This window comes from Actinomadura montaniterrae (assembly GCF_008923365.1).
Lineage (GTDB): Bacteria > Actinomycetota > Actinomycetes > Streptosporangiales > Streptosporangiaceae > Spirillospora > Spirillospora montaniterrae.
In genome coordinates, this window is sequence record NZ_WBMR01000101.1 from 1 (window position 1) to 19872 (window position 19872).

Consider the following 19872-nt stretch of genomic DNA (forward strand, 5'->3'; position numbering starts at 1 on the left):
GCCGCGCCGCCGAGGCCGGTCCCGCCCCGGCCCACCGTCCCGCCGCGTCCGACGGTCCCGCCCGCGGCGACGGCGGCGGCGAAGCCCCCGCCGGGCGGCGCGACCGCGCTGGTCGAGGACGCGCTCAAGAGCTGGCGGCAGGTGGCCCGCAAGGAGCCCCTCATCATCATCGCGATCGTCGCGGCGGCGGTCGGCGTCGCGAACGTCCCGGGCATGTACCAGGCGGCGTCGAACTGGCGCGCGCGCATCTCCGGCGACCTCGACAAGCCGGCCAACCAGACGATGCGCGGGCTCCAGACCGACTCCGGCAAGGACTGGATCGCCGACGACCAGGAGGCGTTCGCGCAGGCCGTGGACGAGTTCATCCGCCAGCTGGAGACCTGCCGCAAGTACGCCGAGGCGTGCGGCGGCGCGGTGGAGAGCGTCGCCAAGGCCTACACCTCGTACTGGACGGCGCTCGGCGACATGGCCGTCGCCATCCTGCCCGCCTTCCTGACGCTGTGGGCGCTGCAGCGGGTGCCGTACCCGCCGACCAGCATCGGCGCGCGGATCGCGGCGACCACGCTGGCGCTCGCCGTCATCGCGGCGGTCGGCAACCTGGTGTACGGCCTGACGCAGTTCCTGAACGCGGCCAAGAACATCATGTCCACGCTGCTCGCGGGCGGCGCGGTGCTGCAGCTGCGGAACCTCAAGCCGTCCGGCGCGTCGGCCATCGAGTTCAAGGACGCGAAGATCAACTGGTCGCCCCCGTCCACCTACAAGGAACCCCGCCGCACCTCCCCGACCCCGTACGGCCGCTGACCCGTGGCGTGTTGCCCTTACACGGCCCCGCATAAGGGCAACACGCCCCAAGCCAACGGCTCTAGTCCAGCTTCGCAAGCTTGTCGACATAGCCCGTCCACCAGTGGCGCGCGTCGATGACCGCGGCCCGGTGCCCCGCGGGTAGGTCCGTGCGCAGGAGCGCGTCCATGCGTTCGAGCACCTCGGCGGCCTCTCTGCGCAGCTCGGCGTGCAGCCTGTCGGACTGCCCGGCCACCTCGCGGACGACGCGAGGGTCGGGCCGCTCGCTCGGCGGCCCGGGCGCCGGCGCTCCCCGCCCCGCTCCGGCGGCGGCGAACTCGCCGGTGCTCACCGCCCGCGCGGCCGCCGCCGACGACCACCGGTTCGCCTCCCGCAACCGTTCCATGTGCCTCTCGATCATCTCCTCCAACTCGGCCGGCAGTTCGGCGGAAGTGCTCTCGGACACGCTGACCCTTCAGCTCGCAGCCGTGTGCTCGCACCGCGGCCCGGCTCCGGCCCGCGGCGGCTCGCCGTCATCGCCCACACCGCCGGCGCGATGTGACCGATTTCCGCCGGCTCGGGGGAACCCGTAAAAGAATGATCTTGAAGTGTGGCGCCGGACGCACCATCGAGCGGCACGGGCTTGGAATCGCCGTGAACGACTCCACCACCCCACCCCAGTAAGCCCCCGAGCAAACCGCCTTCGCACCGGGGGTTCGCCGGGCACCGCTCAGTGCGTCAGCGGCGGTGGTCTCTCGGGTCCCGGACGCAGTCGGACCCCACGCTCATGACGATCCGGTTCGCGTCATGCAGGGCCTCGACTCTGAAGCCGTAGCCGTACCCGTAACGGTAATTCGCAGCGTGACCGGCAAGTTCCGTGATCTTCCTGCCGCCGGTCGCGGGCCGGAAGGAGGAGACCTTCCAACCGGAGCGCTCCGCAAAGGCCTTCAACCGCATGATCGCCGGTACCGCCTTGTCCGGCGGGATGCCGTCGATGGTGGAGAAGGACGCGATGTTGTACGGGCTGGATTCCCCGTCCTTGAAGTCCATGACATCGAACTGGTCGCAGGGGGCGGGCCCTCCGGTGGGCGCCGTGGCGGGCTTTCCGGCGTCCAGGACGTCAACGACCTCGGAGAAGAAGGCGTCGAGCCCATCCGACAACTTCTTCTCGTCGGCGACCTTCAGATGCTCCTTCTCACGGGGATGTGAGCACCCGGACGCGGCAGCGCAGACCAGCGCGAGAGCGGCAATGAAGGGCACAAAACGCTTCATGACTGAAGGCTGCCGCGCTGGAAGCGGTTAGGCGTTTTTTACTGCGGTGGCGACGTCGGCGGGGGAGGTCTCCCAGGGGGTTCCGTGGCCTGGCAGCACCCAGGACGCCTCCAGGCCGGCGATCCGGTCGAGGGACGCGAGCGCCTCGTCGGGGTCGTCGGTGAACGGCGCGGGCTGCGGGCCGGTGCGGCCCGTGAGGACGTGCCGGGTGGTCAGGGCGTCGCCGACGAAGAGCGCGCCGGCGGCCGGGACGTGTACCCCCACGCTGCCGGGGGAGTGCCCGGGCATGCCGACGATCACCGGGCTGCCGGGCAGGTCCAGGACGTCGCCGTCGCCGATCTCGGTCACCTCGGCGACGTGCCGGGTGCGCAGGCCGTTCTTGCTGATCGAGTAGCCGAGGAACCCGAGCGTCGGGCCGATGCGCATGGGGCCGAACGGGGTCTTCGGCTTCTCGCCGGTGCGGGCGCGCGCGGCGTCGGCGGAGTGTACGTACACCGGGACGCCGTGCTCGCGGCGCAGGCGCTCGGCGAAGCCGATGTGGTCGGAGTCGCCGTGGGTGAGGACGAGCCCGCGGATGTCGTCGGCGGACTTGCCGAGGGCCTGGAGTTCGCGCTGCAGGTCGCGCCAGTGGCCGGGGAGGCCCGCGTCGATGAGCGTGATGCCGTCGGGGGTGTCGACGAGGTAGCAGGCGACCAGGTCGTTGCCGAGGCGGTGCAGGTTGGGCGCGAGGCGCATGGCTCTCTCCCGGGGACGCGGAGTAATGACGGCTAAGCTATTTGCCGGGTTGGCTACTGTCAATAGCTTTTGTTGCCGCGCAAGAGGCCTGCCAGGCGGGGAGCGGTCTCAGATATAAGCGTGCTGCGTGCGGACGTGCTCGCGGAGGGCGTGCAGCTCCAGCAGGGCCTCTTCGCAGTGGTCGCAGACCCACACCCCGCTGGGGACGGCGAGCTTCCGCTTGGCCGCGTCGTCCCGCGCGCAGGCCAGGTGGTAGGCCTGTACGGCCCGTCGCCACGTCCTCCGAAACGCCGATCGCATCCCGCTCCCTCCAAGCGCCGGTGGAATGACGCCCAGGATAGGCGAGCGGAAACGTAAAACTTCCGTGAGCTGGGTAAAGTCTCATTCCATGTCCGTGCCCCGGCCCCTTGCTCGGGGACGGGGCGCGGCACGGAGTGCCGGGGATCACTGACCGATCTTGACGCCCGGCTCGCCGTAGCGGTACTCCAGCTGACGTCCGGCACGGCGTCCCGGAACGTTCTGGCCTCCGCGGAACGCGAAGAGCGGCAGGATCGTCCGTCCGTAGCTGTTCTCGAGCATCAGCGCGGCCGCCGTGTACACGGCTATCGCCGCCGAGACGACGAACAGCCAGCCTCCGACGCGGATGGGCCAGGTCGAGCCCGCCCAGAATCCCGCGGCGGTGAACCCCGCTCCCGCGGCGAGCGGCCACAGAACCGCCGACATCGCCAGGTTCTTGCCCATCGCGGCCAGCGCGCCGACTCCGGTGATCACGCACAGCGCGATGAACCAGAAGGCGAATCCCTGGTTGACCGCCCCGATCCGGGGCGCCAGTGCCAGCGGGTAGGCCCCCACGGCGACGAGCAGGAACAGCAGGCCCCAGCCGATCCAGAACGCGCCCCACATGCCGTGCATGGCGGTGGCGAGGCCGTCCCGGGCCCGGTAGGACCACATGCCGGCGAGGAACTGCGCGATGCCCCCGAAGGTCAGCGCGAACGGCCACAGCACCAGCGGCGTGAGCGCCGTGCCGTACCAGTTCGCCTGCCAGGCGCCGACCATCATGGTCGCGGCGGCGAACCCGAACAGGCCGAGGATCGACGGCGCCGCGATCGGCGTCAGGGAGATCCGCGTACGGTCCTCCCAGAGAGCGAACTGCTCGCGCTCCATCGCACCCTCCCGGGGTGCCGCGGACGCGGCGGGTGCGCCCCGGCCGGCCGGCATGTCGTGCGCGGGCATGTCATGCGCGGGGACGTCGTGCCCCGGGCCCGTCATCGGCGTGCCCTCGCCGGGAGCCGGCGAGTCCCTTCCCGTGGACCTTCTTCGATCCCTCATGACATCTCCTCCCCCATAGGAGAATCTCCCTCACCGTCTTGTAACCGTGAATCAGGAGGTGAAACGCACAAAACGGGCAAACGTGACGCCGGGTAATGCCGTCCACATACCTGCGGCGCCCAGGGGCAGAAGAGATCGTGTGACAGGGGTGCCAAAGGATACGGCGGTCAGGCCGGGATCCCGTGATCGCGCAGCGGGCCGACGGTGAGCCCGGCGGCGCGGCACACCCCCACCACGTTCGGCAGCGCCCCCAGCGACGACTTCCACGCCCCCGGCGCGGACGTGACGTCGCTGTCGTGCAGCAGCAGCGTCGCCCCTCCGACGAGGCCGGGCGACAGCGCCGCCAGCACCGACTCGGGCGTCGCGGACGCCGTCCAGTCCCGCCCCCACGCCGACCACAGGATCGGCCGCAGCCCGTTGTGGCGCGCCGCCAGCAGCGCCTCCGCACTCAGCGCCCCGTACGGGGGCCGGTACCAGCGGGGCCGCACGCCGCACACCGCCTCGATGGTCCGGACCGTCCGGGCGATCTCCGCCGCGACCCGCCCGGGCCGGGTGAGCAGGGCGTTGTCGTGGTTCCAGCCGTGCACGCCGAGCTCGTGGCCCTCGGCCGCGATGCGCCGTCCGACGTCCGGGTGGCGGCGCAGCATCGAGCCGAGCACGAAGAACGTCGCGCGGCAGCCGAGCCGGGCCAGCTCGTCGAGGAACAGCGGTGTGGACGCGGCGTCCGGGCCGTCGTCCAGCGTCAGCGCGACGTGGTCCGGGAAGCCGCGGCCGGCGATCCGCGGCGTCCAGCGGCGGACCGGCGCGAGCCAGGTCGCCGCGGGCAGGGCGTGCGCCGTCAGCACCGCGCCGAGCCCGGCGACGGGACCGGCCACCGCGGCGGGGACGCGGCGCGCCCGGAATTGCGGCGTCCGGAAATGTGTGTGCACATGACCATCTTGCACAGGGGGGTCCCATCTAATGGGCAAGCGACTCTTAATTCTCACAGCGGGCATGGGGGCGGGGCATGACGCGGTCGCCGGCGAGCTGGAACGGCGGGTCGCGCCGCACGGCGTCGAGGTGTCCGTGATCGACGTCCTGGACCTCGTCCCGCTGCGGCTGGGCCGCGCCCTGCGCCGCGCCTATGCGGGTGCGATCCGGTCCGCGCCGTGGCTCTACGCCGCGGTCTACCGGACGTTCTTCGTGTCCCGGCGGCCCGGGCCGCTGCGCCCGCCGCCCCCGTCGCCGCTGACCGCGCTGATCGCCGCGCGGCTCCACCACCGCGTCCGCGAGCTGCCGCCGGACGCGGTCGTGTCGACCTTCCACGTCGCCGCGCAGGCCGCCGGGCGGCTGCGCCGGGCCGGGGGACTGGACGCGCCGTCCCTGGTGCTGCTCACCGACTTCGCCGTCCACCGGATGTGGCTGCATCCCGGCAACGACCGCTACCTGTGCACGGACCAGGCGGCGGCGCGGGCGGTGACGGCCGCGACGGGACGTCCCGCGAGCATGTGCGCGCCGCTCGTGCCGCCGGAGTTCCGCCGCCCGGACGCCCGGGACGGCCGGGCGCGGCTCCGCAAGGCGTCCGGGGCCGGGGCCGACGAGCGGATCGTGCTGATCTCGGCGGGGGCGTGGGGCGTCGGGCGGGTGGTGGAGGCGGCGGGCGTGCTGTCGGCGTCCGGACGGTACCGGCCGGTCGTGCTGTGCGGGCGGAACGGGCGCCTGCGCCGCCGCATCCTCGGCACCGGGCTCGCCCCCGCCCTCGGCTGGCGCGACGACGTCGCGCAGCTGATGGCGGGCGCGTACGCGCTGGTCGACAACGCCGCCGGGATGACGTGCCGGGAGGCGTTCGCCCGCGGGCTGCCGGTGATCTCCTACCGGCCGATCCCCGGGCACGGCCGCGACGGGGCGCGGGCCATGGCCCGCGGCGGCCTCAGCGTCTACGCGCACTCGCCAGCCGAGCTGCTGGAGGCGCTGGACCAGCTGGAGGACGGCGCGCTGCGCCGCACCCGCGCCGCCCGGGTCGACGCGCTGTTCAGCGCCGAACCCGCCGAGCGTGCCGTGTGTGCGGCGCTCGGCTGACGGTGTGCTGCTCGTGCAGCACGGGGGAGCGGGCGATCCCGATGCTGCCGACGAGGATCAGCGCGATGCCGGCGAGCTCCAGCACGACCCAGCCGCCGGTGCGGATGTGCTCGTCGAACAGGCCGAGGCCGAGGCAGATGCTCGCGACCGGGTCGGTCACCGTCAGCGCGGGCTGCACCACGACCAGGGTGCCGCTGGCCAGCGCCATCTGCAGCAGGATCAGGCTGGCGACGCCCGTCGCGACCATCGCGTACAGCTCCCAGGACGCGAACGCGGCGCCGAGCCCGGAGTCGGTGATGATCTGCGTGGCCGTCTTCATGTAGGCGGCGGTCAGCGCGAACCCCAGCGACGTCGTCACGCCCAGCAGGACGGCGCGCAGCGGGCCGCTGAAGATCCAGGCCGCCGCGATCAGGCCGGCGGCGAGGCCCACCGTCACGCCGGTGGCGATCGCCCAGCCGACCGGCCCGGGACGTCCCGGCCCCTCCGACGGCGACGCGGCGGTGAGCAGCGCCGCGAGCCCGGCGGTGAGTGCGCCGATCGCCGCCCACGGCACCTTGCCGAAGGCCCCGGGCACCAGCCAGCCGAGCAGCAGCATGGTGAACGGCAGCTCGGCCGCCAGCAGCGGCTGGACGAGCGCCAGCCCCGCCTTGTCCAGCGCGGCGGCCTGGAGCAGGAACGCGGCGATGAGCGCGCCGATCCCGCCGAGCCAGGCGGGCTTGCGCAGCAGGTCGACGATCAGCGACGGCCGGAACGTGTGCTCGTCGGGCGCGCCCTTGGCGACCTGCCGCTGCAGCACCGACGCGAGCGCGTTGGCGGCGGCGGCGAGGACCGCGAACAGGACCGAGAGCATCAGGCCTCCACCCCGTTCTCGCGCGCGCCCGCGCGGTCACCGGGTTTGCCCAGGTAGGGGGAGCGGCCGAGGACGACGATCCCGGCGACCATGGCGGCGAGCCCGATCGCCTCCAGCGCCAGGCTGCCCACCGACACCCGGAGCCGCTCCCCGAAGACGACGATGCTCAGCGCGATGCCGGTGAGCGGCTCGGCCGCCGTCGTCGCGGGCAGCGAGATCCGCAGCGGCGCCGCGTCGAACGCGCTCTGCGAGAACAGCAGCGCGGTCGCCCCGATGAGCACCAGCGCGTAGGGCTGCCAGTCCTTGGCGGCCTGCCAGACGCCCTGGTCGAACAGCAGCAGGACGCTGCGGGTCAGCGCGTCCTGCAGCCCGTACAGCAGGCCCGCCGCGCAGGCCAGGGTGATCGCGCGGACCCGCAGGTCGCGGTGCTGGCCGGCGATCGTCAGCAGCCCGACCAGGCCGATCACCACCGCGCCGGCGATCCAGCGCGGCGACCAGGTGCTCGGCTCGCCGCCGCCGTGCGGCTCCCCGATCGTCAGGAACAGCGCGACGCCCGCGGTGAACAGCACCGCGCCCTGCCACTCCGCGCGGCCGAGCCGCTCCCGGTAGATCAGGTGCGCGGCCACCAGCGCGAAGATCAGGTTGCTCGCCAGCAGCGGCTCGACCTCGGCGATGTCGGCCATGTTCAGCGCGATCGCGAACAGCACCTGACCGATGATCATCGTGCCGATGCCGGCCAGCCAGAGCCGGCTGCGCAGCAGGTGCAGCAGCAGCCGGGGGTGCAGCATCTCCTCCAGCGGCTCCCGGTAGGCGGCATGCTGCTGGGCGACGAAGCCGAGTCCGGTGAACGCGGCCGCCACCACGGCGAAGATCATCCCGAGAAGGCTCATAGTGGTCGGGCGATCCGCGCCCGGCGCCTCCGGGCCGCGAAAGATCGCGATGACCCCCTACCCAGGCACGCCCCCCCGAATCGACCCCCGACCAGGGCGGACGGTCCGGGCCGCGGCCCCCCGGTCGGGGCGGACGGTCCGCCGCCGCGGCCCCCGGCGGCGGACCGCGTCTCTCAGCGGTGGTCGTCGATGTGAGTGAGCTTGTCCGGGTTGGTGACCGCGTAGATGCCGCGGATCCGGTCGCCCTCCGGATCGAGGTCGAGGACCATCACGCCGAACGGCGCGTCGCCGTTGTCGAACAGCACCGCGGACGGGTCGCCGTTGACGGTGCGGTACCGGACGTCCAGCGGCCACCGCTCCCGCCCGGTGCCGCCGGTGATCGTGCGGGCGACCCGGTCGGCGCCGTGGATCGGGCGCAGCGCCGCCGGGCGCGCCTTGCCGCCGCCGTCGGTCCACAGCGTCACGTCCGGCGCCAGCATCTCCATCAGTTCCTGGATGTCGCCGCCCAGCGCCGCCCGCAGGAACCGCTCCGTCACCTGCCGCTGCACCTTCGGGTCCGCCTGGTAGCGGGGACGGCGCGCGTGCACGTGCTCGCGGGCCCGGTGCGCCAGCTGCCGGACGGCCGACGGGCTGCGGTCCAGGATCGCCGCGATCTCCGTGTGCGCGTACCCGAACACCTCGTGCAGCACGAACACGGCCCGCTCCAGCGGCGTCAGCGTCTCCAGCACGACCAGCAGCGCCATCGACACCGCCTCGGTCCGCTCCGCCGACTCCTCCGCGCCCGCGTCGCTGACCAGCGGCTCCGGCAGCCACGGCCCCACGTACGTCTCGCGGCGGCGGCTGATCACCGCCTGCCGCGCCAGGGCCGTGTTCACCGCGATCCGCACCAGGTACGCCCGCGGGTTCTCGATCTCCTCCGCGCCGCCCGCGCCGTGCCGGGCCGCCCATGCCAGCCACGCGTCCTGCAGGACGTCCTCGGTGTCGGCGACGCTCCCGAGCATGTTGTAGACGACCGAGAACAGCAGCTCCCGGTGATCGGCGAACACCCGCGTCGCGGTGTCCTCAGCGGTGCCTTCGGGCATGGGTCGACCTCCTGTGCGCTCACCCCCTAGAGGGGCCGCGCCCCCCGAAGTGTGACATCCGCCCGCGAACTGTGATGTGGACCTCATCCCGGCTGCCCGGTGTCACACTCGCCGCCCCGGCGTCCCTCTTTGCTCCCGAGACCGGGCCGAATCCCGGCACGACACAAGGGGGCCACCTCATGAGCCGCACCACCGAACCGGGCACGGGGACGCGATCCGTCCCGCCCGAGCGGATCGACGTCTCGTTCATGTACGCCGTCCACGACGCCTTCCAGCGCGACCTCGACCGGCTCATCGCCATGGCCGAGGCCGGGGACGTCCCCGGACCCGCGCTCCGCGCCGGCTGGGACCGCTTCAGCACGTTCGTGCACGTCCACCACACCGCCGAGGACACGCACCTGTGGCCCGTCCTGCGAGACAGGGTCGCCGACACCGCTGTCCTAGAGCAGATGGAGGACGAGCACAACGCCCTCGACGGCCTGCTGGACGGCGTCGAAGCGGCCATCAACGCGTCCGCGCCCGCCGAGGTGCTCGCCGCGCGCGCGGCGGAACTCGCGCAGGGCCTCACCGCGCACTGCGACCACGAGGAGGAGCTGGCGCTGCCGCTCGTCCAGAAACTGCTGACGAAGAAGGAATGGGACGCGTTCGGCGCCGAGCAGCGCGACAAGCTCGGCATGAGCGGCGCCGCGACCTTCTTCCCCTGGCTGCTCGACGGCGCCGAGGACGAGACGCGCCGCAAGGTCCTCGGCGTCGTCCCGCCGCCCGTCCGCCTGCTGTACCGCGCCCTCTGGCGCCCCCGCTACGAACGCGCGCCCCGCTGGCAGATGCCGGCGAGCGCCTGAAACCGGAGATCACCATGGCGACAACGGACGCCCGTCCGTCCTTCCTCGCGACCGGGCGCGGCAAGATCACGCTCACGCTGCTGTGCGCGATCGCCTTCCTGGACTTCATCGACGCCTCGATCGTCAACGTGGCGCTGCCCGCGATGCGCAAGGACCTGGACTTCTCCGTCCAGGACCTGCAGTGGGTGCCGTCCGGATACCTGCTCACCTACGGCGGGTTCATGCTGCTCGGCGGACGCCTCGCCGACCTGCTCGGCCGCCGCCGCATCGTCGTCGCCGGGACCGTCCTGTTCTCGCTGTCCTCGGTGACCGGCGGCCTCGCGCAGAGCTCGGGAATGCTGGTCGGCGCCCGGTTCGCGCAGGGCATCGGCGCGGCGCTGATGCTGCCCGGCACCCTGTCCATCCTCACCACGATGTTCAAGGAGGGCGGCGACCGCGGCAAGGCGCTCGGCGTGTGGGGCGGCGTCGCCGGCGGCGCGTCCGCCGCGGGCGTGCTGCTCGGCGGGCTGCTCACCGACGGCCCCGGCTGGCGCTGGGTGATGCTGGTGAACGTCCCGGTCTGCGTCATCGTGATCGCGGGGCTGTTCCTGCTGGTCGAGGGCGACCGGCGGAGCGCCCGCCTCGCGAACTTCGACGTGCTCGGCGCCGTCCTCGTCACCACCGGGATGCTGCTGCTCGTGTACACGATCGTCAAGGCGCCGGACGTCGGCTGGGGCGCGGCCCGCACCGTCGGCGGCCTCGCCGGCGCCGCGGTGATCCTGCTGGCGTTCCTGCTGAACGAGCAGCGCGGCCGCAACCCGCTGCTGCCCCTGTCGATCTTCCGGATCCGCGGGCTCGGCGCCGCCGACGTCGCGATGCTGGTGGCCGTCGCCGGGATCGGCTCGATGTTCTTCTTCCTCAGCCTCTACATGGAGAACGTCCTCGGCTACTCGCCGATGAAGACCGGCTCCGCCTACCTGCCGCTCTGCTTCGGCGTCGGCATCGCCGCCGGGATCTCGTCCCAGCTGCTCGCCCGGGTCGGCACCCGCCCGGTGATGGTCGCCGGGCTGCTGATCGCGGGCGGCGGCGTCTACTGGCTGTCCCGCATCCCGGTGGACGGCGCGTACCTCACCGACCTGCTGCCCGGCCTCATGATCGCCTCGCTCGGACTCGGCCTGGCGTTCGTGTCGATCACCACCGCCGCCAACGCCAACGTCGCTCCGGACAAGGCGGGCATCGCCGCCGCGCTGCTCAACGCCTCGCAGCAGCTCGGCGGCGCGCTCGGCCTCGCGATCTTCTCCGCGCTGGCCACCGCCCGCACCGAGGACCTCGTCGCCGACCGCAGGCCGATGCCGGACGCGCTGACCGGCGGGTTCTCCCGCGCGCTGCTCGCCTGCAGCATCTTCCTCGCCGCCGCCGCGGTCGTCGCGCTGCGGGCCGCCAACACCCGCGGCGAGGCGGAGCAGCCGCTGCAGGACGCGCCGTCCGAGCCCGTCCCGGTCAAGTAGCGGCGGGCTCCCGCGCCTTCGGGGAGCGGATCAGGAAGGTCCCGGCCAGCACCACCAGGCCGGACAGCATCAGCACGAACTGGGCCGGGACCATGCCGAGCGGGTGCCCGCCGGCCTCCTTCAGGAGGTCGGCGGCGCCGCCCGCCAGCAGCGCCGCCAGCGCCAGCCCGAACCGCAGCACCGCGTGGAACGCGGTGAGCGCCAGGTTCCGGTCCACCCCGCCGAGGCTCTCCTGCAGGTACGTGATCCCGCCGACCAGCGCGCTCGTCGCCGCCGCGCCGAACAGCACCGCCCCGGCGAACGACCACGACTTGGACGCCAGCCCGCCCATCGACGCGATCACCACGCCCTGCACGGCCGTCGCGACCCGGACCTGCGTCAGCAGGCTCCCCGTCTTGCGGTGCAGGAGCAGCAGCCCGATGATCGCCCCCACCCCGAAGCACACCACCAGCGCGCCGAACCCGATCTGCCCCGCGTTGATCACGCCCTTCACGAACACGACGCCCAGCGAGAACAGCGCGCCCAGGCCCAGCGCCACCACCGCGATCCCCGGCAGGACGCTCCGCACCACGCGCAGCTTCAGCGCGTTGACGAAGCCGTGCTTCTCGCCCGCCTCCCGCTCGTCCCGCTCCATCGCCAGCTTCTCGCCCGGCCCCGGCCCGAGGTCCGGGATCCCGCGCACCGCCAGCCACGACGCCAGATACGTCAGCGCGTCCAGCCAGAAAACCAGGACGTACCGCCAGTGGCCGCCCCACCCGGCCTGCTCCGATATCCACAGGATCAGCCCGAACATCCCCGCGCCGAACGGGATCATCCCGTACGACGTCGCCATCGTGATGCCGTTCGCCAGCTCCAGCGTCCCGGTGTCGTGGTCGTTCTTCCCCTCCTCCCGGCCCTCCCCGATCAGGAACGGGACCGCCGCGTCCCGGGCCGGCAGGAACATCAGCCCCACCACTTCGATCATGAAGGCCCAGAAGTACACCCACCACAGCCCCGCCACCACCGGCAGCGCCACCGCCATCCCCACCCTGACCAGGTCGGACGTCAGCATCACGCTGCGCCGCCGCCACCGCGTCACGACCCGCGCGGCGACCGGCGCGCCCAGCGCGGACGGCAGCAGCCGCAGCACCAGCACCCCGCCCACCGCCGTCGTCGACCCGCTCAGCTCCAGGACGAAGTACATGAGCGCGAGCGTGCCCATCCAGTCGCCGAGCGCCGACACCGTCTGCCCGATGATCAGCCGCCGGAAGTCCGGCCGGGTCAGCCGCTCCTTGACTGCCATACGGGTTCCATCCACGGGATCCGGGGCCGGGGGGTGGGACGATCGCGGACCGGGCCGTCGTCCAGCAGCGCCGCGAGCCGCGCCGCGGCGGCGTCCCAGCTCCACCGCCCGCACGCCCACTCCCGCCCGGCCGCGCCCATCGCGGCCGCGCGTCCGGGCTCCGCCAGCAGCCGGTGCAGCGCGAGCGCCAGCTCGTCCGGCCCGGACGCGTCGACCAGCACGCCCGTCCGCCCGTCCACCAGGGCCTCCGGGCTGCCGCCCGACCTTCCGACCACCACCGGCACTCCCGCCGCCGACGCCTCCAGCACCGACAGCCCGAGCCCCTCGGTCTGGAGCCCGTGACGGTCGTCCCGGCACGGAAGCGTGAACACGTCCGCGGCCGCGTAGTAGTACGGCAGGTCAGCCGGCGACACCGTCCCTGCCAGCGTGACCGTCCCGCCCGCCCCCCTCGCCAGCTCAACGAGCCGGTTCCGCATAGGCCCGTCCCCGACGATCACCAAGCGCGCGTCCGGCCTTCTGCGAACCACGTCCCGCCAGGACTGCAGCAGCACATCGTGCCCCTTCCTGCGCACCAGCCGCCCCACGCTCAGCACCACCGGCCCATCACCCAGCCCGTGCCGCCGCCGCACCCGCTCGCCATCCAGCCCAGGCCGGAACCGCCCCGTGTCGACCGCGCCCGCCATCTGCACCAGCCGAGCCCGGTCGCCGACCACCTCCCTCAGCCCCGGAAGCGTCCCCTTGCTGAGATAGGTGAGCACGTCGAACGACCGGGCTGCGTTCCGCAGCGCCGCCCGCGTCGGCGGCGCCCGAAACCACCCCAGCTCCTGCCCATGCGTCGACCCGACGATCCGCCCCACCCCCGCGGCCCTTACCAGCGGCGCGTACAGCCCGAACGGCGCCACGGCCGTGATCCAAACCGCGTCGACCCCGTACTTGGCGACGAGCCGCCGCACCCCCCGGACCAGCAGGTATCCCCGCCTTCGCACGACCGGGAAGTCCACCCCCGCATCGAAGCCCGCCGCCCCCGCCCGCGCCGGCGCGACGACCACCACCCGGTCGGCGGGCAGCCGCCGCACCAGCTCCCACGTGAACGTCTGGACCCCGCCCGGCTCCGGGGGAAAGTGCCCACTGAGCACCAGAGTCCGAGGTATCTCCATGCGATCCCAACTGCCCGCCCAGCGCCCCCCCAACCGACCCCATCCCCCAAACCCACCGCCACGTCACCGCAAACCGCTAGCCCATGGGCGCCGAACGTCGCCCGCTCCCAGCCCTGGCCTGTGCGAACTCCCCGGGGTCCACCAACAAGCCGCCCTACATGGCGACCACCTACCGACCATCACCGAGCCCACAATCGCTTCCCACGCTCTCGAGGCAGCCCGCCCGCACCGGCTCCCAGCGCCGCCCCTGCGCCGAACCGGACGCCGTAATCCTCCCCCTAACCATTGGCAGGACCATGTCCGTCGAAACGTTGGCGACGACTACACAACCAAGAGCCCAAATGACTCCAGTCGACGGCCGCTATCCTAGTCAATAGAGTCTTCTGGCGGGCGGTTCGGGGTTTGATTGGACGAGCCGCGTCCTGTCGTACGGGCAATGCAGAACACGATTATCAATGCTACGCCTGCCATGGGCGGAAGCAGCGCTGAAAAGTCAGTGGTACTCTCGTCTCCGCGCCTTTCCAGTACACGTCGGGCATTTCCTGGGATGGTGAGATAAGAACGCAGATCGGCCGCGCTGCCCCGCGGTTCCGACGCCCAGACGATAAACAGATAGTGCCCGATGGCTTCACCAATGGCGGCGCTTCTCTCGTTGGCAGGCGAATAGTGCCGCTCTCTACGCAATGGCCTGATGAAACCTAGTGATGAACGAGTCAGGTCGGAGTTCAACTTGGTCGTCCACTCTTGGTCCTGCAGATTAACGATAGCGACATTGACCACAAGCGTTCCGCTCGAATCGCCGTACTCGCCGCGAACGACTTGACTGCACTTGCTTCTGTGTAGAAGTTGCCGAACGTCGTCGCCCCAGAAAGCGCTGGAACAGTTCTTGTCGGAGCGAAGACCTTCAAGGGTTAGCGAGTCGCCGCTTTTCGTCGGCTCAAGTCTGCGGCCTGCGCCACCGAAAATCTCCCGCTTGGTCAACGGTCTCGAATCGGAACTGCGACTTTGGATCCCCGGATTGGTTCCAGAAGGTACAGCTGAATAGCTGCCGGAAAAGACTGCGAAGTCATCCTGGGCAAGCGATCCGGGAAGACCGAAGGAAAGCACACCTTGATCATCTGCGAAACGAAAAGCCCATGGGCCGATCAGCAAGCTGGCGATGAGCGCCAGCAGGATGATGTTCCATCGCCCGCCGGGGACCAGTCTTTTCATCGGTTAAGACCCGGGTACAGGGTCGGCGGTGCCCCAGTTTCCCCAGTCGCCTATTATTCCAGACGGGTCCGGAGCGGGCTCCCGTCCGGTGGCATAGATGGGAATCTGAACACCATTGACGGGCGGGATCATGGGCTGCCCGCGCACAGGGGTTCCGATGTCCGGAATCGCGGTCCTGAGTGAGTTTGCGACTTCGCCGAACTTCGTCGTGCAGTCATGCCAGAGGATATACAACGAGTGTATGAACTTGCCGATGGCCGCAAGAATTCCGAGATCTGCGGCGATGTCCGCACCTTCGGTGCCGGCCGCCCTCAGGCCTGCCACGATGGCTGCCAGAAGTGAACCGGCCATCTGTTCGATCTGCCAGTGCGTGTCATCGATGATCTTTGCAGTCGTATTGAGTTGTTCCTCGACCTTGCCGAAAGCCTCCTGAAGCGGATCGAGGGCTTGCTTGCGCAAAGTTTCCATCCATGCCGTATAAGCCTCCTTCGCCTCGCCCGACCAATGGTCCGTACTCAGCTTCTGCATGTCATTGTCGAGAACATTTGTGATGCGTGTGGTCGCATCGACCTTTGCAGTCGCCCAGGCATCCGCTGCTTTTTTGATATGCCCGGGGTCTCCCCACAGGGAGGCAATGAGTTGCCGTCCCGTGGCGGCGGCTGGAGGAGATATCTCTCCGACCCGCCGAAGGAGGATGTCGATCGTGGGCGTGAACATCGCAGGTCCCCTCTGATATCCAGCTGCGGTGCGTCTCTACTTGAATACGTTCGGAAATATTTTTCTTATCTCTTCCGGAGCCCGCTTGGCCTCGCCGATGTGCTTTATGCCTTCGCGAACCTTTTCTTCCGCGAGACCGTAGGTTCGGGCGGCATATTCGAGAGATTCCGCACCTTTCGCGAAGGCGCCCTCGATCTGCTCTAGTCCGCTCCTCACTTGAAAAATGCATTCATTGTAGGCGGTGCCGACCTCCTCTCCCGCTACGGTGAAGTTCTCGTTCGGTATCGCCACCTCCTGTCCCTCGAGTTTGTAACGAAAGTTCTCCTTCCATACTCGTGCCAGCTCATCCAGCGTATCGGCATGGGCGCGCAGCCTGCGCTTTTCTACCTCGTATCCGGTCACTTTCGAGGTCCGTTCTTGTGGTCGGCGGAAGTGTCACCAGGTGGTCAACGACTGGAGCGTACGCCGTCTTACCTCCTTTGCTTTTTCCTCGGCTCTGTCAATTGCCGTGACTATGCGCTTGCCGAGGCGGCTCGGGCTGACATCTCGTATGGCTTCGCGTGTCAACTTCACGCGCAAGTCGTCGCCACTGACGCTCAAAGATACGGTTCCGCCTCCGTAATCGATCTTCTCTGTAATGCTCTCTCGTTCGAAAAGTTCCTTCGTGGAGTCGATGTCGTGAAGCCGCTTTCCGTTCGATTCACCCAACTGCCTGCGCTCTTCTTGTGACAAGAATGTAAGCGGCTTGAGGCGTGAACGCCAAGAGGCATGTTCTGGATATTCTTTCATCAGGAAATTTCGATAGTCTTCTCGTGCGAGCCTTCGGGCCTGCGTAATTGCATGGGTGATCTTCCGATCTAGGGTTTGGGGGTACATCAGCGCGCGTTCGGAGAAATCCAGGTCCACGATCCTGCCGGAGGTCGCTATGGTGACCGTCACCGGGCCCTCTGGCTCGCAAAACGTCCGGTGAGGCCTATCTTTGGAAGCGGCGATAATGGCTCGGGTCGTCGCCTCCAGATCTTCGAGGTGTCGGAGCCCTCTCTCGAGCGTCGCTTTGTCCAGCAATGGTTCGCCTTTCAATTGGCCATGTGGTGAATTAGCGCTTCCACTTCTGTCGCCATACAAAGACGCTGCCTGCTCCCAGTAGAATGGTTAGTGCGAAGCCGGCTGCTATGGTGATGAGTACTGTGTCGCTCCGGCTGGTTCGCGAGTTTGTTCGCTGAGTACCTTCGGCAGGTTCCGTTCCCGGGGCTTTTGGTCGGCTCCCCGCTTCCTTTTCAACCGTCGTGGGGCTGATCCTCGCGTACACCGGGTTGGGGGCGGTTTTGGGGACGTCAGCGGTCAGGGCCTGGTAGGGGATCAGGGCGCCGTAGCCGGTCTTGTCGTCCCAGCCCTTGGGGCCGACATCTCTTGCGGTGGCCAGCATGCGCTGCACGATCTCGCGGCCTGACATCTGGGGGAAGCGTGACCTCATCAGGGCGACCACGCCTGAGGTGAGTGCGGTCGCTGAACTCGTTCCGTTCACTCCGAGGGTGAACATCCCCGCTCGCCCTATCGATCCCACGGAGACGCCTGGGGCGGCGAGCATCACCTTGCTGCCCGGGGTCGACTTTTCCCACGGGGTAAGGTGGGCGTCGACCGCGCCAACGGTGAGGACGCCAGAACAGTTGGCCGGTGCGTATGCCGACTCCCAGCGCGGGTTGTTTCCCGCACCTGCCACGACGACGACATCATGGCTGACCGCGTAGTCTACGGCTGCTTGCACTCTGTCCGGACATTGTGCGCTGGCCATCACCTCTGACAGGTTGATCACGTTTGCGTGATGGTCAACGGCGTATCGGATCGTCTGCTCATAGTCGTCGGCTGATGCGCTGATCGGAAGGATACGGCTCTTTGGGGCAACGCCTACCATTCCGCTTCCACCGCCTTGAGCTGCGATGAGAGCAGCCATGCCCGTTCCGTGTCCACCGAGTTTCGTGTCCGAGTCCTCACGTCCATCACGACTCGAGGAGCCGTCGTACCCGACACCAGGAAGCACCACGCCACGGAGTTCGGGGAGGTCGGCTGCCACACCGGTGTCGATCAGGGCGACAGTGACACCCTCGCCTTGGGTAAGTGGCCAGACCTTTTGGGATATCTGCCAGGCGTCGAACCACCACTCTTCTGACCGTGGGCTGGGTGCTGCCTGCGCGGGCGGGCAGCTCCATAGAAGGAAGGCCAAGGCCATGCCGGCGGTTATGACACTCTGAGCCCGGAGAGCCCGTGGTCTCGGGATGTCAGCGGACATCTGATCGATCCTCTATAGTCTGGTCGGGCTTTCCGAGTACTCTCGGTGAGACGTCGGAGTCGTCGTTCCAGAGGTCGTTGTCCTCGACCAAGTGGACATCTCTCGATCTCTCGCTATTTCTGCCCCCGCCCCCCATGGTTCCGGTCATCGGGAGGCCGGCGGCAGAGGCTCCTTGGCGAGTCTCGGCCATAGCCGTACCAGCACCCTCGCCGTTGAGGCGGAAGGCTCCGTTGCGGAGCACTCCATCAGCCCCTTGTTTCGGGCCGCCCGCTGCGCTGTTAGGACCGAGAGGCTCCGAATGCCCCCCTCCAGCCCCGCCGATGACGTTGCCGCCGATGACCCCGCGAGGTGAGATGCGGTTCGGTCCGCCCAGAGCTTCGGGTGCCGGTGACGGACCCTTGAACTGCGAAAGGGGCGACCTGCCGGCCCCGTCTCGAGGCCCCGGCATGGGCGGGGGAGTGTTCCCGGTGCTCGGCGACCATGGGGACTGTCGTGGCGTAACGTTTCCGAGCCCCAAAGGAGTCTGTCCCGTCGATCCGCCAGTGGCGGGCGCTGTTGGGGTGGGAGAGCCGGGCGCGGGCCCGGGATGCTGGCCAGGATGAGGGTGTGCATCCTCGAGGCTCGAGGGGTTGCCGCCAGTCGCTGTCGCAGGCAGCAGCGTCTCGGGCGATTTAGGAGACGTGCCTATCGTTCGCGGCGTGGAAGAGTGCACTGGGGCAAATCCCGACTGCGGAGCATGGGCGGCGTTACCGGCGCCTGATGCCGGTGCAGCAAGGTTGGAGCCGCCGTCGCCGCTGCCGCGCTCTCCCGCTCCCGGAAGTCCCTCCTGTGTTCCCTGGCTCGGCCCTCCTCCGGCGTAAGGAGTCTCGCCGACGTTCCCTCTGGGAATGTCGAGGGCGAGGGTGGAGGGGATTTGGTTGAAGGCTGAGGCGAGGGAGGTGTTGGTTTTCGCCAGGGCCTCTTGGGCGGCTTTCGTGTCGGCGGGGGAGGCGGCGGCTTCGCCGATGAGGCCTGGCAGAGCGCCTGCGGGGCCGGACGGTGGGGGGAGTTGCGGCGGGTTTCGGAGGGCGGAGGCGCCGCTGGACATGGCCGTGCCGAACTGGGCGCTCGCCTTGGCGAGCGTGGCGGCGTTCTCGGTGAGCTGCTTGATCTCGGACGTGCTGGCCTGCTGGGCGTCGCCGTCCCAGATCTGGTTCAGGCGCTTGGTGTGTTGGCCGAGGCGTTGTTCCAGGTCTTGCAGGGCGCTTTGCAGGTTGGTGTACGCCTGCTGGAGTCCTTCGAGGTCGGCCGGCTTGGCGTTCGCGAAGAAGGACTTGATGGTCAGGTAGTCGTACTGGGCCGGGTCACCGTGGCCGAGGGAGCCGGGGCGGATGCCGTGCTCGTACGGATGCAGTGTCAAGGCCGGTCGTCTCCTGCCGATCTCGATGGGGTCGTCACCACGGGGTGACGTTCTTGGGGGTCGGGGTCTGGGAAGCGGCCTTCGCTCCCTGTTCGGCCTTGCCGTAGGTCTTCGCGGAGTTCTCTACCTGGCCCGCTATCGCGCTGGCGACCTGCACGTATTGGTCGAGGACGTCGAGCATGTTGGTGTGGGCGGTGTTGACTTTGGAGGCGAGTTGCTGGGCCACGTCCCAGTCGCCGACCTGGTGTACCTGGATTTTGAGCGCTTGGACGGCCTGTTCTACGGCCTTGATGTCGTTGCGCATCTCGTCGGCGACCTTGAGGAGTTCGCGGCGGCGGACCTCGTACCTGCCTGCGCCTCGGGACGGGGGGCTCGTGGCCGGTGGCGTGGTGGGGGAGCTGCTGGCGGGGCCGGCCAGGGGAGCGCCGTGGGGGTAGAGGAGCTGGGTGAGGTCGTCGTCGGAGGGGTCTTTGGGAGGCATGGGCGGTCCTTG

Annotated in this window: 22 protein-coding genes; 5 read left to right on the top strand and 17 right to left on the bottom strand. The window is 69.8% G+C overall.

Annotated features, from left to right (window positions below):
• Positions 1-801, top strand: an 801-nt coding sequence (locus tag F9B16_RS28705) for a hypothetical protein (RefSeq protein ID WP_192809043.1), incomplete at its 5' end; no start/stop codon positions are given.
• A gap of 61 nt (positions 802-862) precedes the next feature.
• On the opposite strand, the gene F9B16_RS28710 is transcribed toward F9B16_RS28705, so the two are convergent.
• The 6 genes from F9B16_RS28710 to F9B16_RS28735 form a co-directional block, all read right to left on the bottom strand.
• Positions 863-1246, bottom strand: coding sequence for a hypothetical protein (locus F9B16_RS28710; protein ID WP_151543333.1), 384 nt, complete (start codon positions 1244-1246; stop codon positions 863-865).
• A gap of 272 nt (positions 1247-1518) precedes the next feature.
• Positions 1519-2052 carry a hypothetical protein gene (locus F9B16_RS28715; protein WP_151543334.1) on the bottom strand — a complete coding sequence of 178 codons (534 nt, stop codon included), beginning with the start codon at positions 2050-2052 and terminating at the stop codon, positions 1519-1521.
• 27 nt (positions 2053-2079) lie between these two features.
• Entirely contained in the window at positions 2080-2787 is a 708-nt protein-coding gene (locus F9B16_RS28720) for an MBL fold metallo-hydrolase (RefSeq protein ID WP_151543335.1), read from the bottom strand.
• A gap of 108 nt (positions 2788-2895) precedes the next feature.
• Positions 2896-3087 (bottom strand): hypothetical protein, encoded by a 192-nt coding sequence (locus F9B16_RS28725; RefSeq protein ID WP_151543336.1) that lies wholly within the window; start codon positions 3085-3087, stop codon positions 2896-2898.
• A gap of 144 nt (positions 3088-3231) precedes the next feature.
• The gene (locus F9B16_RS28730; protein WP_192809044.1) at positions 3232-3951 is read right to left on the bottom strand and encodes an acetate uptake transporter family protein; all 720 of its coding nucleotides are present in this window, start codon (positions 3949-3951) and stop codon (positions 3232-3234) included.
• A 332-nt stretch (positions 3952-4283) separates the two neighbouring features.
• Complete coding sequence (locus F9B16_RS28735; RefSeq protein ID WP_225992019.1) at positions 4284-5045, bottom strand: polysaccharide deacetylase family protein; 762 nt, start codon at positions 5043-5045, stop codon at positions 4284-4286.
• Between the two features lie 64 nt (positions 5046-5109).
• Here F9B16_RS28735 and F9B16_RS28740 point away from each other — a divergent pair, with 64 nt between their 5' ends.
• Positions 5110-6174 carry an MGDG synthase family glycosyltransferase gene (locus F9B16_RS28740; protein ID WP_225992020.1) on the top strand — a complete coding sequence of 355 codons (1065 nt, stop codon included), beginning with the start codon at positions 5110-5112 and terminating at the stop codon, positions 6172-6174.
• Here the strand turns inward: F9B16_RS28740 and F9B16_RS28745 are convergent.
• From F9B16_RS28745 to sigJ, 3 genes are all read right to left on the bottom strand, one after another.
• On the bottom strand, positions 6128-7024 hold the full coding sequence (locus F9B16_RS28745; protein WP_151543340.1) for a DMT family transporter: 897 nt from the start codon (positions 7022-7024) through the stop codon (positions 6128-6130). The two genes, F9B16_RS28740 and F9B16_RS28745, sit on opposite strands and share 47 nt — an antisense overlap.
• Complete coding sequence (locus tag F9B16_RS28750) at positions 7024-7899, bottom strand: DMT family transporter (RefSeq protein ID WP_192809045.1); 876 nt, start codon at positions 7897-7899, stop codon at positions 7024-7026. The genes F9B16_RS28745 and F9B16_RS28750 overlap by 1 nt, the downstream gene beginning before the upstream one ends.
• A gap of 188 nt (positions 7900-8087) precedes the next feature.
• On the bottom strand, positions 8088-8996 hold the full coding sequence (sigJ, locus tag F9B16_RS28755; protein WP_151543342.1) for an RNA polymerase sigma factor SigJ: 909 nt from the start codon (positions 8994-8996) through the stop codon (positions 8088-8090).
• Between the two features lie 179 nt (positions 8997-9175).
• Here sigJ and F9B16_RS28760 point away from each other — a divergent pair, with 179 nt between their 5' ends.
• The gene (locus F9B16_RS28760; protein WP_192809046.1) at positions 9176-9838 is read left to right on the top strand and encodes a hemerythrin domain-containing protein; all 663 of its coding nucleotides are present in this window, start codon (positions 9176-9178) and stop codon (positions 9836-9838) included.
• 14 nt (positions 9839-9852) lie between these two features.
• Positions 9853-11325, top strand: a complete 1473-nt coding sequence (locus F9B16_RS28765; protein ID WP_151543344.1) for an MFS transporter — start codon at positions 9853-9855, stop codon at positions 11323-11325.
• Here the strand turns inward: F9B16_RS28765 and F9B16_RS28770 are convergent.
• From F9B16_RS28770 to F9B16_RS28800, 7 genes are all read right to left on the bottom strand, one after another.
• A complete protein-coding gene (locus F9B16_RS28770) occupies positions 11318-12607 on the bottom strand; it encodes an MFS transporter (RefSeq protein ID WP_151543345.1) in 1290 nt (429 codons plus the stop codon). The genes F9B16_RS28765 and F9B16_RS28770 overlap by 8 nt on opposite strands.
• A complete protein-coding gene (locus F9B16_RS28775) occupies positions 12586-13764 on the bottom strand; it encodes a glycosyltransferase family 4 protein (RefSeq protein ID WP_225992021.1) in 1179 nt (392 codons plus the stop codon). Before F9B16_RS28775 ends, F9B16_RS28770 begins: the two co-directional genes overlap by 22 nt.
• Before the next feature lie 366 nt (positions 13765-14130).
• On the bottom strand, positions 14131-14976 hold the full coding sequence (locus F9B16_RS28780; RefSeq protein WP_151543346.1) for a hypothetical protein: 846 nt from the start codon (positions 14974-14976) through the stop codon (positions 14131-14133).
• A gap of 3 nt (positions 14977-14979) precedes the next feature.
• A complete protein-coding gene (locus F9B16_RS28785; RefSeq protein ID WP_151543347.1) occupies positions 14980-15693 on the bottom strand; it encodes a WXG100 family type VII secretion target in 714 nt (237 codons plus the stop codon).
• 36 nt (positions 15694-15729) lie between these two features.
• Positions 15730-16095, bottom strand: a complete 366-nt coding sequence (locus F9B16_RS28790) for a hypothetical protein (RefSeq protein ID WP_151543348.1) — start codon at positions 16093-16095, stop codon at positions 15730-15732.
• A 33-nt stretch (positions 16096-16128) separates the two neighbouring features.
• A complete protein-coding gene (locus F9B16_RS28795; protein WP_192809047.1) occupies positions 16129-16758 on the bottom strand; it encodes a YbaB/EbfC family nucleoid-associated protein in 630 nt (209 codons plus the stop codon).
• A gap of 31 nt (positions 16759-16789) precedes the next feature.
• Complete coding sequence (locus F9B16_RS28800; protein WP_151543350.1) at positions 16790-17980, bottom strand: S8 family serine peptidase; 1191 nt, start codon at positions 17978-17980, stop codon at positions 16790-16792.
• A gap of 1048 nt (positions 17981-19028) precedes the next feature.
• Here F9B16_RS28800 and F9B16_RS28805 point away from each other — a divergent pair.
• A complete protein-coding gene (locus F9B16_RS28805; protein WP_151543351.1) occupies positions 19029-19427 on the top strand; it encodes a hypothetical protein in 399 nt (132 codons plus the stop codon).
• Here F9B16_RS28805 and F9B16_RS28810 read toward each other — a convergent pair.
• A complete protein-coding gene (locus tag F9B16_RS28810) occupies positions 19414-19860 on the bottom strand; it encodes a hypothetical protein (RefSeq protein ID WP_151543352.1) in 447 nt (148 codons plus the stop codon). The genes F9B16_RS28805 and F9B16_RS28810 overlap by 14 nt on opposite strands.
• Positions 19861-19872 lie beyond the last annotated feature (12 nt).

Excerpts from the sequence above, each read along its gene's own strand:
- F9B16_RS28715 (WP_151543334.1), bottom strand. The coding sequence starts at position 2,052 with ATGAAGCGTTTTGTGCCCTTCATTGCCGCTCTCGCGCTGGTCTGCGCT.
- F9B16_RS28720 (WP_151543335.1), bottom strand. The coding sequence starts at position 2,787 with ATGCGCCTCGCGCCCAACCTGCACCGCCTCGGCAACGACCTGGTCGCC.
- F9B16_RS28725 (WP_151543336.1), bottom strand. The coding sequence starts at position 3,087 with ATGCGATCGGCGTTTCGGAGGACGTGGCGACGGGCCGTACAGGCCTAC.
- F9B16_RS28730 (WP_192809044.1), bottom strand. The coding sequence starts at position 3,951 with ATGGAGCGCGAGCAGTTCGCTCTCTGGGAGGACCGTACGCGGATCTCC.
- F9B16_RS28740 (WP_225992020.1), top strand. The coding sequence starts at position 5,110 with ATGGGGGCGGGGCATGACGCGGTCGCCGGCGAGCTGGAACGGCGGGTC.
- F9B16_RS28745 (WP_151543340.1), bottom strand. The coding sequence starts at position 7,024 with ATGCTCTCGGTCCTGTTCGCGGTCCTCGCCGCCGCCGCCAACGCGCTC.
- F9B16_RS28750 (WP_192809045.1), bottom strand. The coding sequence starts at position 7,899 with ATGATCTTCGCCGTGGTGGCGGCCGCGTTCACCGGACTCGGCTTCGTC.
- sigJ (WP_151543342.1), bottom strand. The coding sequence starts at position 8,996 with ATGCCCGAAGGCACCGCTGAGGACACCGCGACGCGGGTGTTCGCCGAT.
- F9B16_RS28760 (WP_192809046.1), top strand. The coding sequence starts at position 9,176 with ATGAGCCGCACCACCGAACCGGGCACGGGGACGCGATCCGTCCCGCCC.
- F9B16_RS28765 (WP_151543344.1), top strand. The coding sequence starts at position 9,853 with ATGGCGACAACGGACGCCCGTCCGTCCTTCCTCGCGACCGGGCGCGGC.
- F9B16_RS28770 (WP_151543345.1), bottom strand. The coding sequence starts at position 12,607 with ATGGCAGTCAAGGAGCGGCTGACCCGGCCGGACTTCCGGCGGCTGATC.
- F9B16_RS28775 (WP_225992021.1), bottom strand. The coding sequence starts at position 13,764 with ATGGAGATACCTCGGACTCTGGTGCTCAGTGGGCACTTTCCCCCGGAG.
- F9B16_RS28780 (WP_151543346.1), bottom strand. The coding sequence starts at position 14,976 with ATGAAAAGACTGGTCCCCGGCGGGCGATGGAACATCATCCTGCTGGCG.
- F9B16_RS28785 (WP_151543347.1), bottom strand. The coding sequence starts at position 15,693 with ATGTTCACGCCCACGATCGACATCCTCCTTCGGCGGGTCGGAGAGATA.
- F9B16_RS28800 (WP_151543350.1), bottom strand. The coding sequence starts at position 17,980 with ATGTCCGCTGACATCCCGAGACCACGGGCTCTCCGGGCTCAGAGTGTC.
- F9B16_RS28810 (WP_151543352.1), bottom strand. The coding sequence starts at position 19,860 with ATGCCTCCCAAAGACCCCTCCGACGACGACCTCACCCAGCTCCTCTAC.